Consider the following 15,603-nt stretch of genomic DNA (forward strand, 5'->3'; position numbering starts at 1 on the left):
TGCCCTTCGATCCCGCCACCCGCCCCCTCACCCCCCACGAAGCCCGCGTGCTCGCCACCCTGATGGAGAAAGCCCGCACCGTGCCCGACAGCTACCCCATGTCGCTCAACGGCCTGCTCACCGGCTGCAACCAGAAGACCAGCCGCGAGCCGGTGATGGCCCTGAGCGACGCCGAGGCGCAGGAGGCCCTGGATTCGCTCAAGCGGCTGACGCTGGCGTTTGAAACCAGCGGCAACCGCACCACGCGCTGGGAGCACAACTTCCAGCGCGGCGTGGGCGTGCCCGATCAATCGGCCGTGCTCCTGGGCCTGTTGATGCTACGCGGGCCCCAGACGGCGGGCGAGTTGCGCATCAACGCCGAGCGCTGGCACCGGTTTGCGGACATTTCCTCGGTCGAGGCCTTTCTGGACGAGCTGCAGGAGCGCAGCACCGAAAAGGGCGGCCCTCTGGTCGTGCTGCTGCCGCGTGCCCCCGGTGCGCGCGAACCGCGCTGGGCGCACCTGCTGTGCGGCCCGGTGGATGCAAGCACCATTGCGCCAGCCACCGGGGGCGGCGGCGGCAGTGGCAGTGGCTCGTCCGCGCTGCAGGCCCGCGTGGACGCCCTCGAAGCCCAGGTCGCGGCCCTGCAGGCCACGGTGCAGCGGCTGTGTGCCGAACTGGGCATTGCAGACGAAATGTCGCCACCCGGACAGGCTTAAAACGAACGACCGTGCTACAAATGCGGTTCATTTGGAGACAAACCGATGGATCTCGCATTCACCCCCGAAGAACAGGCCTTCCGCGACGAAGTTCGCGCATGGGTCCGCGCCAACCTGCCCCAGGAGATTTCGCACAAAGTGCACAACGCCCTGCGCCTGACCCGCGCAGACATGCAGGGCTGGGCCAAGATTCTGGGCAAGAAGGGCTGGCTCGGCTTTGGCTGGCCCAAGGAATTTGGCGGCCCCGGCTGGACGGCCGTGCAAAAGCACCTGTTCGAAGAAGAGTGCGCCCTGGCCGGCGCGCCACGCATCATCCCCTTCGGCCCCGTGATGGTGGCCCCGGTGATCATGGCGTTTGGCAATGCCGAACAACAAAAACGCTTCCTGCCCGGCATCGCCAGCGGTGAAGTCTGGTGGAGCCAGGGCTACAGCGAACCGGGCTCGGGTTCGGACCTGGCCAGCGTCAAGACCCGCGCCGAGCGCGTGGGCGACAAGTACATCGTCAACGGCCAAAAGACCTGGACCACGCTGGGCCAGCACGGCGACTGGATGTTCAACCTGGTGCGCACCAGCACCGAAGGCAAGCCCCAGACCGGCATCTCCTTCCTGCTGCTGGACATGAAGTCCAAGGGCGTCACGGTGCGCCCCATCAAGCTGCTCGACGGCGAGTGCGAAGTGAATGAAGTGTTCTTCGACAACGTCGAAGTGCCCGCAGAAAACCTGATCGGCGAAGAGAACAAGGGCTGGACCTATGCCAAGCACCTGCTGAGCCACGAGCGCACCAACATCGCCGACGTGAACCGCAGCAAACGCGAGCTGGAGCGTTTGAAGCGCATCGCCAAGACCGAAGGCATGTGGGACGACGCGCGCTTTCGCGACCAGATCGCGCTGCTCGAAGTGGACATCGTGGCCCTCGAAATGCTGGTGCTGCGCGTGCTCTCGGCCGAGAAGTCGGGCAAGAACTCGCTCGACATCGCCGGCCTGCTCAAGATCAAGGGCAGCGAGATCCAGCAGCGCTATGCCGAGCTGATGATGCTGGCCGCTGGCCCCTTCAGCCTGCCTTTCATCGAAGAAGCCATGGAAGCTGGCTGGCAAGGCGACTTCCCCGGCGGCATCACCGCCAACGCGCCGCTGGCGTCCACCTACTTCAACCTGCGCAAGACCACCATTTATGGCGGTTCGAATGAAGTGCAGCGCAATATCGTCGCTCAAACTGTGCTGGGCTAAGAAGGAGACAAGAACATGGATTTCGATTTTTCTGACGACCAGGAACAACTGCGCGACGCCGTGCGCAAGTGGGTGGACAAGGGCTACACCTTCGAGCGCCGCCGCGCTGCCGTGGCCACCGGTGGTTTTGACCGCGCCGCCTGGGGCGAGCTGGCCGAGCTGGGCCTGACCGCCCTGACCGTGCCCGAAGCCCACGACGGCATGGGCCAGGGCGCCATCGACGCCATGGTGGTGGCCGAGGAGCTGGGCCGTGGCATGGTGCTGGAGCCCCTTGCCCAGGCCTTCATCGCCAGCAGCGTGCTGTCGCAGTACGCCCCCGCCGATGTGCAAGGCGCCTGGCTGCCCCGCGTGGCCAGCGGCGAAGCCCTGGTGGTGCTGGCCTTCCAGGAGCGCAAGGCGCGCTACCGCCTGGATGTGTGCGAAGCCAAAGCGGCCAAAGCGCCCGCTGGATATACCGTAACAGCTACTAAAAGCATAGTATCGGCCGGCGACCAGGCCGACGCCTTCATCGTGCCGGCGCAGTTGGACGGCAAGATCGCCCTCTTCCTCGTCGAACGCTCGGCCGCTGGCGTCACCGCGCGCGGCTATGTCACGCAGGACGGCAGCCGCGCGGCGGAAGTGCAGCTGGCCAACGCCCCTGCCACGCTCATCACCACCGACGGCCTGGCCGCGCTGGAGCTGGCCGTGGACACCGGCATTGCCGCCACCTGCGCCGAGGCCGTGGGCGTGATGGACAAGACCGTGGCGCTCACCGTCGAATACATGAACCAGCGCAAGCAGTTCGGCGTGTTCATCGCCAGCTTCCAGGCACTGCGCCACCGCGTGGCCGACATGAAGATGCAACTGGAGTTGGCCCGATCCATGAGCTACTACGCCAGCCTCAAGCTGGGCGCCCCTGCGGCCGAGCGCCGCGCCGCCATGGCCCGCGCCAAGGTGCAACTGGGCCAGTCGATGCGTTTTGTGGGCCAGCAGGCCGTGCAGCTGCATGGTGGCATCGGCGTGACGGACGAATACATCGGCAGCCACTACTTCAAGAAGCTCACGCAGCTCGAAATGACCTTCGGCGACACGCTGCATCACCTGGGCGAGGTGTCGGCCCGCATGCAGGACACGGCGGGCGTGTTTGCCTGAGTGGGCCCGATGGAATGCTGGATTGATTGACGCAGGCATGTAACGCCCGCACGCAATGCTCGTGGACTCCCCGGTCCACGGGCATTTTTTCTTTCAGGAGACTTTTCGATGAACACGCTGTTGCTGCAACGCCGATCCCTCCTCATCACGGCTGCCGCCGCTGCGGCCAGCCTGGCCCTGACCGGTTGCGCCACGCGCAGTCCCAGCCTGGCCGAGGCCCCGCCCATCGTCTTCGTGCACGGCAATGGCGACACGGCCGCGCTGTGGCAGACCACCGTGTGGCGCTTCGAATCCAGCGGCTGGCCGCGCGAGCGGCTGCACGCCATCGACCTGCCCTACCCACTCTCGCGCGATGACGATGCCAAACCCCAGCCGGGCCGCACCTCGGCCGCAGAGCACATGGCCTACCTACAGGCCGAGGTGGACAAGGTGCGCAAGGCCACAGGCGCCAGTAAAGTGGTGCTGGTGGGCAACTCGCGCGGCGGCAATGCCATCCGCAACTACGTCTACAACGGCGGTGGCGCCGCCACCGTGAGCCATGCGGTGCTGGGCGGCACGCCCAACCACGGCGTGTGGGCGATTCCCGGCTTTCGCGAAGGCAACGAGTTCTCGGGCACCGGCCCCTTCCTCCAGGGCCTGAATGCCCCCAAGAACGCCGCGGGCGACGAAGTGAGCGGCCCCGTGCAATGGCTGACCATCCGCTCGGACCACAACGACAAGTTCGCGCAGCCCGATGGCGTGTGGATCGGCCTGAAAGGCACGGCCACCCACGTCACGGCGGCCGGCCCCGAACTCAAGGGCGCCACCAATGTGGTGATCCCGCGCATCGACCACCGCGAGACCTCGTACTCGCCCGCAGCCTTTGAAGCAACCTACCGCTTCATCACCGGCAAGGCGCCCGCCAGCACCGGCATCGCTGCCGAAAACACCGTGGTGCTGAACGGCAAGGTGACGGGCCTCGGCGTGGACCCGGCCGACGCGAAAACCGGCCACTTCAGCAACAACCTGCCGCTGGCCGGCGCCCAGCTGGAGGTGTATGCCACCGACCCGGCCACCGGCGCGCGCGTGGGCGGCGCCCTGCTGCGCAAGACCGTGGGTGCCGACGGCATCTGGGGCCCGCTGGCCACCCAGCCCGGCGTGCCCCATGAGTTCGTGGTCTCGGCGCCCGGCTATGCCACGACCCACATCTACCGCAGCGGCTTCCCGCGCAGCAGCGACCTGATCCACCTGCACGCCGAGCGCATGGCCGATGCGGACCAAGGCGCCGAATCCATCGTCACCCTGGCCCGCCCCCGGGGCTACCTGGACCCCGCACGCGACAAAATGCTGCTCGATGGCGCCCAGCCCCCCGGCGTGCCTGCCGGCGCGGGCGTGGCGTTAGCCAAGGTCAAGCCCTCGGGCGGAGTCCGCAGCATCGCGGGTGAATTCAATGGGGAACGGGTAACAGGCCAGACCTGGCCGGCAACCCAGGGGCATGTGGTGGTGCTGGAACTGTCCTACTGAAAAGAAGCAGAAAAGAAAACGGCCCACCGGCCGAGGGGCCGATGGATTGCCCCTCGACTTGGCACGGCCAGGAAACGCGTCACGCCAACAGGCGCGACGACTTGGGCACATGCGCCATCAGAAAGTCCATCTGATCCGCCAGGATGCGGCGGTTGCGCAGGATGAAGTCTTCCCACAGACTGGGTACGTAGGGCGTGTACAGCAGCGGCATGTGCGCCTGCTCGGGCGTGCGCGGGCCCTTTCTGTGGTTGCAGGGGCGGCAGGCCGTCACCACGTTCATCCAGTGGTCCTGCCCATTGCGGGCAAAGGGCACGATGTGCTCGCGCGTGAGGTCTTCTTCGTGGAAATGCCCGCCGCAATAGGCACACACGTTGCGGTCGCGGGCAAAAAGCTTGCTGTTGGTCAGGCTGGGCTTCAGGTCGAACGGATTGATGCCGGGCACACCCTTGGTGCCGATGATGCTGTTGATGGCAATCACCGACTGCTCGCCCGTGATGGCGTTGTGCCCGCCCCGGAACCGGGCGATCTGGCCGCCGGATTCCCAGCGCACCTCCCCGGCGGCGTAATGAATCACCGCCTGTTCGAGCGAAATCCACGATTGGGGCAGCCCTTGGGCTGACAGCTTCAAGACCTTCAAAACACGCCTCCTGGAACACAAAGTACACAAGGATTCGGAACGCAGATGTCTCGTGGGCAGCCCTGCGCGGGGCCAGCCATGGGTCACAATATACTCCGTTTTCGTGACAAATTGGCGTCTTGCGCTTGATACACCTGCGCATGTTGCTATCAAAAAGATAACAGACCGATGAAGATCTTTCGCGGATTCCACCATCCTGGCATTGCCAGCGCCTGTGCGCTGACGATTGGCAATTTTGATGGCGTACACCGGGGCCACCAGGCCATGCTGGCGCTGCTCAACAGCGAGGCGGCCCACCGGGGCGTGGAAAGCTGCGTGCTCACCTTCGAGCCCCATCCGCGCGACTACTTTGCGGGCGCACACCACAAGCCCGAACTGGCCCCCGCTCGCATTGGCACGCTGCGGGACAAGCTCACCGAGCTGCAACGCTGTGGCGTACAGCAGACCGTGGTGCTGCCTTTCGACGCAAAACTGGCCGCGCAATCGCCCCAGGCATTCATCGACGAGGTGCTGGTGCGTGGCCTGGGTGCCCGTTACGTGCTGGTGGGCGACGATTTCCGCTTTGGCCGCCAGCGGGCGGGCGACTACGCCATGCTCGATGCGGCGGGGCAGGCCCAAGGTTTTGATGTGGCCCGCATGAACAGCTACGAGGTGCATGGGCTGCGTGTCTCCAGTTCTGCGGTGCGGCAGGCATTGGCGCAGGGTGACATGGAGGCTGCCGCGCGCCTGCTGGGACGCCCTTACACGATCTCCGGGCATGTCGTGCATGGCCGCAAGCTGGGCCGGGAACTGGGCGCCACCCAGGCGGGCGCAGGCAACGGTTTTCGCACCCTGAACCTGCGCTTTGCGCACTGGAAATCCGCCGCCAGCGGCATCTTCGCCGTGCTAGTGCATGGCCTCGCCGATGCCCCTTTGCCGGGCGTGGCCAACCTGGGTGTGCGCCCCTCGCTGGACCCGAACGATGTGAACGGGGGCCGCGTGCTGCTGGAAACCCATTGCCTGCAATGGCCGGCCGAACTGGGGCCCGAAGGGGCGTACGGTAAAATCGTCCGGGTGGAACTGCTGCACAAACTGCACGACGAGCTCAAGTACGACGGCCTGGACGCCCTGACGGCGGGCATTGCCAAGGACTGTGCGGATGCGCGCGCCTACTTTGCCTCGGCCCAGGCACCCAACCACACCGAGACACGGCGCCAGACCACCCGCGACCGAATTTGAGGGGGGCTGCTTTTCGCAGCGCCCGCTTGGCGGGCCCGTCATCTTTCGCGCTCCCACCCCGTTCCTGCTCTGGGCCTTGCCCCGGAATGCCCTGTTTTTAAGGCTCCCTCATGTCCGACGACAACGCCAGCACCCCTTCCGCAGCTCACGCAGCCTCCACCGCCACGGACTACCGCAGCACCCTGAACCTGCCCGACACCCCCTTCCCCATGCGGGGCGACCTGCCCAAGCGCGAGCCGGGCTGGGTCAAGGAATGGGAAGACAAGGGCCTGTACAAGCGCCTGCGCGACGCGCGCTGCGGTGCGCCCAAGTTCATCCTGCACGATGGCCCACCCTATGCCAACGGCCAGATCCACATGGGCCACGCGGTCAACAAGATCCTGAAGGACATGATCACCAAGGCGCGCCAGCTGGAAGGCTTCGACGCGCTGTACGTGCCCGGCTGGGACTGCCATGGCCTGCCGATCGAGAACGCCATTGAAAAGAAGCACGGCCGCAACCTGAGCCGTGACGACATGCAGGCCAAGAGCCGCGCGTTTGCCACCGAACAAATCGCGCAGCAGATGGTGGACTTCAAACGCCTGGGCGTGCTGGGCGAATGGGACAACCCCTACAAGACCATGAACCCTGCCAACGAGGCGGGCGAGATCCGCGCCTTCAAACGCGTGATGGAGCGTGGTTTTGTGTACCGGGGCCTCAAGCCCGTGTACTGGTGTTTTGACTGCGGCTCGTCGCTGGCCGAGTTCGAAATCGAGTACCAGGACAAGAAGAGCACCACGCTGGACGTGGCCTTCAAGGCGCACGAGCCCGCCAAGCTGGCCGCCGCCTTCGGCCTGCCGGCTCTGGCCAAGGACGCCTTCGTGGTGATCTGGACCACCACCGCCTGGACCATCCCCGCCAACCAGGCCCTGAACCTCAACCCCGAGATCAGCTACGCGCTGGTCGATGCCGGCGAGCGCCTGCTGCTGGTGGCCGAACCGCTGGTGGCCTCGTGCCTGGAGCGCTACAACCTCACGGGCAGTGTGCTGGCCACCACCCTGGGCAAGAATCTGGGCGGACTCACGTTTGAGCACCCGCTGTACGACGTGAAGAGCGAAGACGGCAGCCAGGGCTACCAGCGCCTGTCGCCCGTGTACCTGGCCGACTACGCCACGGCCGACGATGGCACGGGTATCGTGCACTCCTCGCCCGCCTACGGGCTGGAGGACTTCAACTCCTGCGTGTCCCACGGCCTGGCGCTGGACGACATCCTGAACCCCGTGCAGGGCAACGGCACCTATGCGCCGGACTTCCCGCTGTTCGGCGGCCAGCACATCTGGAAGGCCGTGCCCGTCATCATCGAGGCGCTGCGCAACGCAGGCCGCCTGATGGCCACCAAGGACATCACGCACAGCTACCCGCACTGCTGGCGCCACAAGACGCCCGTGATCTACCGCGCAGCCGCCCAGTGGTTCGTGCGCATGGACGAGGGCGAAGGCGTGTTCACCAAGGCGGGAGAAAAGCCCGCCAAGACGCTGCGCCAGATCGCGCTGGACGCCATCGAACACACGAGCTTTTACCCCGAGAACGGCAAGGCCCGCCTGCACGACATGATCGCCGGGCGGCCCGACTGGTGCATCTCGCGCCAGCGCAGCTGGGGCGTGCCCATCCCCTTCTTTTTGCACAAGGATTCGGGCGAGCTGCACCCGCGCACCATGGAAATCATGGACCAGGCAGCCGACATCGTGGAAAAGGGCGGCATCGAAGCCTGGAGCCGCGTGACGACCGAAGAAATCCTGGGTGCCGAGGACGCTCCCCACTACACCAAGAGCACCGACATCCTGGAAGTGTGGTTCGACTCCGGCTCCACCTTCAGCCATGTGCTGCGCGGCACGCACCCCAACGTGCACCACGACACCGGCCCCGAGGCTGACCTGTACCTCGAAGGCCATGACCAGCACCGCGGCTGGTTCCACAGCTCGCTGTTGCTGGCCAGCGCGCTCGAAGGCCGCGCGCCCTACCGAGGCCTGCTGACCCACGGTTTCACGGTGGACAGCCAGGGTCGCAAGATGAGCAAGTCGCTGGGCAACGGCATCGACCCGCAAGAGATCAACAAAAAGCTGGGCGCCGAGATCATCCGCCTGTGGGTGGCCGCCAGCGACTACTCGGGCGACATCGCGGGCGACGAGAAGATCCTGGCGCGCGTGGTGGATGCCTACCGCCGCATCCGCAACACGCTGCGCTTCCTGCTGGCCAACGTGAGCGACTTCGACCCCGCCAAGGACGCCGTGCCGTTCGACCAGATGCTGGAGATCGACCGCTACGCGCTCACGCGTGCCGCCGAGTTCCAGGCCACGGTGCTGGCGCACTACAAGGTCTACGAGTTCCACCCCGTGGTGGCCAAGCTGCAGCTGTACTGCTCGGAAGACCTGGGCGGCTTCTACCTCGACGTGCTCAAGGACCGCCTGTACACCACAGCGCCACACAGCCTGGCGCGCCGCAGTGCGCAGACCGCGCTCTACCAGATCACGCACGCCATGCTGCGCTGGATGGCGCCGTTCCTGAGCTTCACGGCCGAGGAAGCCTGGAAGGTGTTTGGCAAAACCGACTCCATCTTCCTGGAAACCTACGGTTCCATTGCAGGAGCCGACGAAGGCCTGCTGGCCAAGTGGGCGCGCCTGCGTGAAATCCGCGATGTGGTGAACAAGGAAATCGAGGTGCTGCGCGCAGACGGCCAAGTGGGCTCGTCGCTGCAAGCCGCCGTCACACTCACGGCGGCCCCGGAAGACCATGCCCTGCTGGCCAGCCTGGGCGATGACCTGAAGTTCATCTTCATCACGTCCGCTATCGAATTGGTAGCTGGTAGCGCTTTGCAGATCAGCGTCAAACCCAGTTCCGATGCCAAATGCGAACGCTGCTGGCACTACCGCAGCGACGTGGGGCAGGATGCCGCGCATCCCACGATCTGCGGCCGCTGCACCAGCAACCTGTTTGGCACCGGCGAGCGCCGGGCGCATGCCTGATGGCAGGCGCTTCTGCGCAGGCCGGACGCACCGGCACCGGCACGGACATCTGGCCCTGGCTGGCCTGGGCCGCGGTCCTGATGGTGGCAGACCAGGCCACCAAGGCCCTGATCCTCAACCACTACCAGCTGGGCGATGCCACCTATATCACCAGCTTCTTCAACATCGTGCGGGCGCACAACATGGGGGCGGCGTTTTCGTTCCTGCAGGATGCCGGTGGATGGCAGCGCTGGCTATTTACCGGCATCGGGTTGGTGGCCACAGTCTTCATCGTCTGGCAACTGCGCGCGCATCCGGGGCAAAAGCTGTTCAGCTTTGCGCTGTCCAGCATCCTGGGCGGCGCCGTGGGCAACGTGGTGGACCGGCTGATGCACGGCTATGTGGTGGACTTCCTGGACTTCCACTGGGACGTCCTCGCAGGGATTTTTTATCGCGGCCATTTCCCGGCCTTCAACCTGGCCGACACCGCCATCAGCGTGGGCGCGGTCTGCCTGATCCTGGACGAGCTGCTGCGGATGCGGCGCGAGCGCTGAGACACACGGCACCCGCGCCTCTGTGCACGACACACCCCACAACGGCCCGCAGCATGCGGGCCGTTGTGTTTTGCGCGCCAGCGAGCCTGAGAACGTTCATGGACCACCGTTGTCCCCGCATGGACATCGCACCCACGCTATGGAATCAGGAGTATGCTTATATGTCAGTTTTGTGACAAACCAGTGCGCGCGGTTTTTGCATGCAGCAGCGGGGGAGGGACACGGCGCAGCCCGCACGCGTGCTGCGCCAGCCACCTCGGGCGGACATTCCTCGCCAACACGCCGCACAATGGGGTCGTGAACGGAGCCCGGCGGCGTTCTGCGCCCATCACAAGAAGAAGAAACAACGGTTTTTCATGAAGCATCTCCTCAATCTCCTGGCAGCCGTGTCGCTGCTGATCTGGGGCACCCATCTGGTGCGCACCGGCATCCTGAGCGTGTTTGGCGCCAACCTGCGCCAGCTGATTGCCCACAGCGTCAGCAGCCGGTTCACGGCCGTGCTCTCGGGCATCGGGGTGACGGCCGTGGTGCAGTCCAGCACCGCCACGGCGCTCATCGTGTCCTCGTTCGTGGGTCAGGGCCTGGTCGGCCTGCCCGCCGCGCTGGCGGTGATGCTGGGGGCCGACGTGGGCACCAGCGTGATGGCGGTGGTGTTCTCGATGGACCTGTCCTGGCTGTCGCCGCTGCTGATCTTTGTGGGCGTGGTGCTGTTCACCGCGCGCAAGGGCACGGCCGTGGGCCGCGTGGGGCGGGTGCTCATCGGCCTGGGCCTGATGCTGCTGGCGCTGCGCCTGATCACCGAATCCACCACCGTGCTCACCCAGTCGCCCACGGTGCGCACGCTGCTCTCGGCCCTCACCAGCGACCTGCTGCTGGAGATCTTCACCGGCGGCGTGCTGGCCATCGTGGCCTATTCGAGCCTGGCCACGGTGCTGCTCACGGCCGCGCTGGCGGGCTCGGGCGGCATCCCGGCCGACGTGGCGCTGGGCCTGGTGCTGGGCGCCAACCTGGGCAGCGGCGTGCTGGCCGTGCTGACCACCATGAAGGCCGACGTGCAGACGCGCCAGGTGCCGCTGGGCAACCTGTTCTTCAAGACCATTGGCGTGGTCATCATGGCGCCGCTCACCGGCCTGTGGCTGCAGCATGTGCGGCCCTATGTGCCAGAAACCGCCGCGCTGGTGGTGCTGTTCCACCTGGCCTTCAACCTCGTGGTGGGCATCGTCTGCATCGGCCTCACCGGCACGGTGGCCCGCACCGTGCAGCGCCTGCTGCCGTCGGAAAAGTCACAGGCCGCCGGTACCCGGCCGCAGCACCTGGACCCTTCGGCCCTGGCCACGCCCTCGCTGGCCATCTCCTGCGCCGCGCGCGAGGCCCTGCACCAGGCGGATGTGGTCGAGTCCATGCTGCTGGGCCTGCACAAGGTCATCCAGACCGACAACCTCCAGCTCGCCGAAGACCTGCGCAAGCTCGACGATGAGGTGGACGGCCTGTACTCGGCCATCAAGTACTACATGACCAAGATCTCGCGCGAGGCCCTGGACGAGCGCGAGGGCCGGCGCTGGGCCGACATCATCAGCTTCACGATCAACATGGAGCAGATCGGCGACATCATCGAGCGCGTGCTCATCGACATCGAGGACAAGAAGATCAAGAAGGGCCGCCAGTTCTCCGAAGCCGGCATGGAAGAGATCAACGAGCTGCACGCCCGCCTGATCGACAACCTGCGGCTGGCCATGAGCGTGTTTTTGAACGGCAGCGTGCGCGATGCGCAAAAGCTGCTGGAAGAGAAGGCGCGCTTTCGCGACCTGGAGCACGCCTATTCGGCCACCCACCTGGCGCGCCTGTCCGACAACACGGTGCAGAGCATCGAGACCAGCTCGCTGCACATTGACCTGATCAGCGAGCTCAAGCGCATCAACTCGCTGCTGTGCTCGGTGGCCTATCCCATCCTGGAATCGGCCGGTGCGCTGGCCCCCAGCCGGCTGCGCACGCTGAACGATCAGGCTTGAAGCCTTTTTGGCCTCTGGCGCTTACCAGAAAAGCGCTAGAAGCTATGTTTTAGATAGCAGAATCGCCCGACTGGTTGCGCCGCGCATAGCGCTGGGCCAGCACCGCGCACACCATCAGCTGCATCTGGTGAAACACCATGATGGGCAGCACGATGGCCCCCACGGCGTGCGATGCAAACAGCACCTTGGCCATGGGCACGCCGCTGGCCAGGCTCTTCTTGGAGCCGCAGAACACCAGGGTGATCTCGTCCTCGGTCGAAAAACCCATGTGCCGCGCCGCCCAGGTGGTCACGCCCAGCGCCAGGGCCAGCAGCACCGCGCACACGGCCACCAGGCCCAGCAGCGCAGGCAGGGGCAACTGCCGCCACAGCCCCTGCACCACGGCCGCGCTGAAGGCGGTGTACACCACGAGCAGGATGGAGCCCTGGTCCACATAGCGCAGCGCGGCCGCGCGGCGCCGCACAAAACCGCCGATCCACGGCCGCAGCAGGTGGCCCGCCACAAACGGCACCAGCAACTGCAGCATGATGCGGCCGATGTTGGCCAACGCGCCCTGCGGGGCGGCGGCGGCTTGCGCCTGCGCTTCGGGCAACAGCAGGCCCACCAGCAGCGGCGTGATCACGATGCCCAGCAAGGTGGAGGCCGACGCGCTGCAGATGGCCGCCGGCATGTTGCCCCGCGCCACGGCGGTGAATGCAATGGCCGACTGCACCGTGGCCGGCAGCACACACAGATACAGCACACCCGTGTAGAGCCCCGGCGTCACCAGCGGCAGCAGCACGGGTTTCAGCAGCCAGCCCAGCAACGGGAACAGCACGAAGGTGGTGCCCACCACCACCAGGTGCAGCCGCCAGTGCGACAGCCCCGCGACGATGGCATCGCGCGAGAGCTTGGCACCGTGCAGAAAGAACAGCAGCGCCACGGCCGCCACGGTGATGGACTCAAGCAGCCGGGCGGCAGCGCCCGAGGCCGGCAGCACGCTGGCCAGGGCCACCGTGCCCAGCAGGGCCAGGGTGAAGTTGTCAGGAAGAAAACGGGAACGGGCCATGGAACACCAGAAGAAGCCGGCCGCAAAAACCGGACGAAAAAGACACACAGGGGGTCGAAGGCGCTATTGGAATCGCGGTGGATTTCAAAGAGAAATGGATTTCTCTGATAGATTTATGATTCGAGCGCATGAATGTCACCCTGCGCCAACTGCATGTGTTTCAGTCCGTGGCCGCCACGCGCAACTTCAGCCGCACCGGCGACGCCGTGGGCCTGACCCAGCCGGCGGTGAGCCGCTGCATCACCGAGCTGGAGGCGCAGATGGGCCTGCAGCTGCTCAACCGCACCACGCGCGAAGTGACGCTGACGGATGCGGGCCAGCGACTGGCCGCCCGCCTGCCGCGCGTGCTGGAAGAGCTGGAAAACACCTTGCAGGACGTGCAGGAGATGGCCACCGAGCGGCGCGGCCGCGTGCGGGTGGCCAGCAGCCCGACGCTGTCGGCCAACCTGCTGCCCGACTGCATTGCCGAGGCCCAGGTGCGCCTGCCCGGGCTGGAGCTGGTGCTGCTGGACCGCATCCAGAGCGCGGTGCTGGCCAGCGTGCTGTCGGGCGAGGTGGACTTTGGCGTGGTGATCGACCCCGGCGAGCGCGACGCGCTGCACTGCGAAACCATCCTCACCGAACCCTTTTGCCTGGCCTGCCCACCCGGGCACCGGCTGGCGCGCAAGCGGCAGGTGCGCTGGACCGACCTGCAGGGCGAGCCCCTGGTGCTGCTGGACCATGAATCCGGCAGCCGCCGCCTGATCGACCGCGCTCTGGCCGCGCACGGCGTGGCGTGCACCGTGGCACAAGAGGTGGGCCACCCCACCACCATCTTCCGCATGCTGGATGCAGGCCTGGGCATCTCCGTCATCCCCACCCTGGCCCTGCCCCCGGAAGGCCTGGCCCGGCTGGCCGTGCGCCCCCTGGTGCCCCGCGTGGACCGCGAGGTCATGCTGGTGCACCGCCGCCACCGCGCGCTGTCGCCCATCGCACAGGCCGCGTGGGACCTGGTGAAAACAGTGGCGGCGCAGCGGCCTGCGGCGGGCTGACGCGGTGGCCGTCTTCGGGCGGGGCCGACGAGCCCAGTGAAACGCGGTCGCGGTTCAGCGCAGCAGCGCCAGCACCCCTTGGGGCAGCTGGTTGGCCTGGGCCACCATCGCCGTGCCGGCTTGTTGCAGGATCTGCGAGCGTGAGAGGTTGGCCGTTTCTGCAGCGAAGTCCGCATCCAGAATGCGGCTGCGCGAAGAAGACAGGTTTTCCGAGGTGACTTGCAGGTTGCTGATCGAGGTTTCAAAGCGCGATTGCAGGGCGCCCAGCTTGGCGCGTTCGCCGTTGATGAAGCTCAGGGCCGAGTCCACGGTCTTGAGCGCGTTGGTGGCATTGGCGAACGTGGTGACATCCAGATTGGCGACCGTCTGCAGCGTGGATCCGGCGCTGGTGAACTGATTGCTGGCCGAGGTGACGGCGAAGGATTTTTCCGAGTCCAGCGTGATGTAGCCACCGGTGGTCACCTTCCAATCGACACCTGGGGTAAACATTATTTGTGTTGCACCAAATGCAACTCCGGCAGCGTCGTAGGCCTGCACGCTGGTGTTGTCCGCGTTGTCCGCGGAACTTTCACCCACCGTGATGTTATTGCCCGTGGTGTTCGTCAAAATCACCTGGGTTCCATCCGCACTAAGGGCTGCATTGATGCCGGTTTTAGCCGATTGATCATTGATGGCCGATACCGCCGCCGACAATCGGTCAGTCCCCGTGGCCGACGTCAACGTAAATGAGACCGTACGTGGCGACCCCACGTTGTCACCCTCGATGAAATAGGTATAGGAGCCCACTGCGGCCATACCTGACATACGCACCTCCGTGCGCGCCGTAGCGGTAACTCCGGTGGTGGACTTGAGCGCATTGATTTGATCGGCCGTGGCCTTTGCTGTTGCTTGCGAGGCCACGGAAAGTGTGCCTGTGCCCAAGTAGCCGCTGATGGAAACCGCACCGGATGTCACGCCATTGACACTGGCACCTATCAAACCCGCTCCCACCGCCCCAAACCCCGCGCCGTTGGCAGCCAGATTTTGGTTGTTTCCGTACACACTGGTGCGCAGGTTGCCCGTGGCCGCCACAATGGTCTGGTTGGCGTTGGCGCCCACCTGGAACTGCTGTGTGCCAAACGAACCGTCCAGCAGCTTGGCGCCATTGAATTCCGTGGTTTGCGAGATGCGGTCCAGTTCGGACACGAGCTGGCCCACTTCCGACTGCAGCGCCTGGCGGTCACCCGCACTGTTGGAGGCATTGGCCGACTGCACGGCCAACTCGCGCACCCGCTGCAGGATGTCGCCCGACGCCTTGAGCGCGCCTTCAGCGGTCTGCGCCAGGGAGATACCGTCGTTGGCGTTGCGCACCGCCTGGTTCAGGCCACGGATCTGGCTGGTGAAACGCTCCGAGATGGCCAAACCAGCCGCGTCGTCCTTGGCGCTGTTGATGCGCAGGCCCGACGACAGGCGCTGGATGGACGTATTGAGGGAAGTCTGGCTCATGCCCAGATTACGCTGGGCGGTGAGCGAAGCCACATTGGTGTTGATGGTCGAAGCCATTGCCTGTCCCTCAGCCTGCATTGC

Annotated in this window: 12 protein-coding genes; 9 read left to right on the forward strand and 3 right to left on the reverse strand. The window is 65.8% G+C overall.

Features of this window, described 5'->3' with window-relative positions; all coding sequences use genetic code 11:
- The 4 genes from DBV10_RS09880 to DBV10_RS09895 all read left to right on the forward strand — a co-directional run.
- A partial coding sequence (locus DBV10_RS09880) for a YceH family protein (protein WP_148090336.1) occupies positions 1 to 698 on the forward strand: 698 nt, incomplete at its 5' end.
- Positions 699 to 743: 45 nt separating this feature from the next.
- On the forward strand, positions 744 to 1,925 hold the full coding sequence (locus DBV10_RS09885) for an acyl-CoA dehydrogenase family protein (RefSeq protein WP_124513091.1): 1,182 nt from the start codon (positions 744 to 746) through the stop codon (positions 1,923 to 1,925).
- A 15-nt stretch (positions 1,926 to 1,940) separates the two neighbouring features.
- On the forward strand, positions 1,941 to 3,056 hold the full coding sequence (locus DBV10_RS09890) for an acyl-CoA dehydrogenase family protein (RefSeq protein ID WP_124513093.1): 1,116 nt from the start codon (positions 1,941 to 1,943) through the stop codon (positions 3,054 to 3,056).
- 108 nt (positions 3,057 to 3,164) lie between these two features.
- Positions 3,165 to 4,559, forward strand: a complete 1,395-nt coding sequence (locus DBV10_RS09895; RefSeq protein ID WP_199740082.1) for an alpha/beta fold hydrolase — start codon at positions 3,165 to 3,167, stop codon at positions 4,557 to 4,559.
- 79 nt (positions 4,560 to 4,638) lie between these two features.
- On the opposite strand, the gene DBV10_RS09900 is transcribed toward DBV10_RS09895, so the two are convergent.
- The gene (locus DBV10_RS09900; RefSeq protein WP_124513095.1) at positions 4,639 to 5,196 is read right to left on the reverse strand and encodes an HNH endonuclease; all 558 of its coding nucleotides are present in this window, start codon (positions 5,194 to 5,196) and stop codon (positions 4,639 to 4,641) included.
- 168 nt (positions 5,197 to 5,364) lie between these two features.
- Between DBV10_RS09900 and DBV10_RS09905 the strand changes: the two genes are divergently transcribed.
- The 4 genes from DBV10_RS09905 to DBV10_RS09920 all read left to right on the forward strand — a co-directional run bounded on the left by DBV10_RS09905 (position 5,365) and on the right by DBV10_RS09920 (position 11,958).
- Complete coding sequence (locus tag DBV10_RS09905) at positions 5,365 to 6,414, forward strand: bifunctional riboflavin kinase/FAD synthetase (RefSeq protein WP_124513097.1); 1,050 nt, start codon at positions 5,365 to 5,367, stop codon at positions 6,412 to 6,414.
- A 110-nt stretch (positions 6,415 to 6,524) separates the two neighbouring features.
- Positions 6,525 to 9,416: an isoleucine--tRNA ligase gene (gene ileS, locus DBV10_RS09910; RefSeq protein ID WP_124513099.1), complete on the forward strand. Its 2,892-nt coding sequence runs from the start codon at positions 6,525 to 6,527 to the stop codon at positions 9,414 to 9,416.
- Positions 9,416 to 9,949 (forward strand): signal peptidase II, encoded by a 534-nt coding sequence (lspA, locus tag DBV10_RS09915; RefSeq protein WP_124513101.1) that lies wholly within the window; start codon positions 9,416 to 9,418, stop codon positions 9,947 to 9,949. The genes ileS and lspA overlap by 1 nt, the downstream gene beginning before the upstream one ends.
- A gap of 356 nt (positions 9,950 to 10,305) precedes the next feature.
- A complete protein-coding gene (locus DBV10_RS09920) occupies positions 10,306 to 11,958 on the forward strand; it encodes a Na/Pi cotransporter family protein (protein WP_124513103.1) in 1,653 nt (550 codons plus the stop codon).
- A gap of 49 nt (positions 11,959 to 12,007) precedes the next feature.
- On the opposite strand, the gene DBV10_RS09925 is transcribed toward DBV10_RS09920, so the two are convergent.
- Entirely contained in the window at positions 12,008 to 13,006 is a 999-nt protein-coding gene (locus DBV10_RS09925) for a bile acid:sodium symporter family protein (protein WP_124513105.1), read from the reverse strand.
- Between the two features lie 128 nt (positions 13,007 to 13,134).
- Here DBV10_RS09925 and DBV10_RS09930 point away from each other — a divergent pair, with 128 nt between their 5' ends.
- Positions 13,135 to 14,037 carry a LysR family transcriptional regulator gene (locus DBV10_RS09930; protein ID WP_124513108.1) on the forward strand — a complete coding sequence of 301 codons (903 nt, stop codon included), beginning with the start codon at positions 13,135 to 13,137 and terminating at the stop codon, positions 14,035 to 14,037.
- A gap of 54 nt (positions 14,038 to 14,091) precedes the next feature.
- Here DBV10_RS09930 and DBV10_RS09935 read toward each other — a convergent pair whose 3' ends face one another.
- Positions 14,092 to 15,579: a flagellin gene (locus DBV10_RS09935; protein WP_124513181.1), complete on the reverse strand. Its 1,488-nt coding sequence runs from the start codon at positions 15,577 to 15,579 to the stop codon at positions 14,092 to 14,094.
- Positions 15,580 to 15,603: the final 24 nt, after the last annotated feature.

It is taken from the genome of Acidovorax sp. FJL06 (genome assembly GCF_003852545.1).
Taxonomy (GTDB): Bacteria; Pseudomonadota; Gammaproteobacteria; order Burkholderiales; family Burkholderiaceae_C; genus Acidovorax.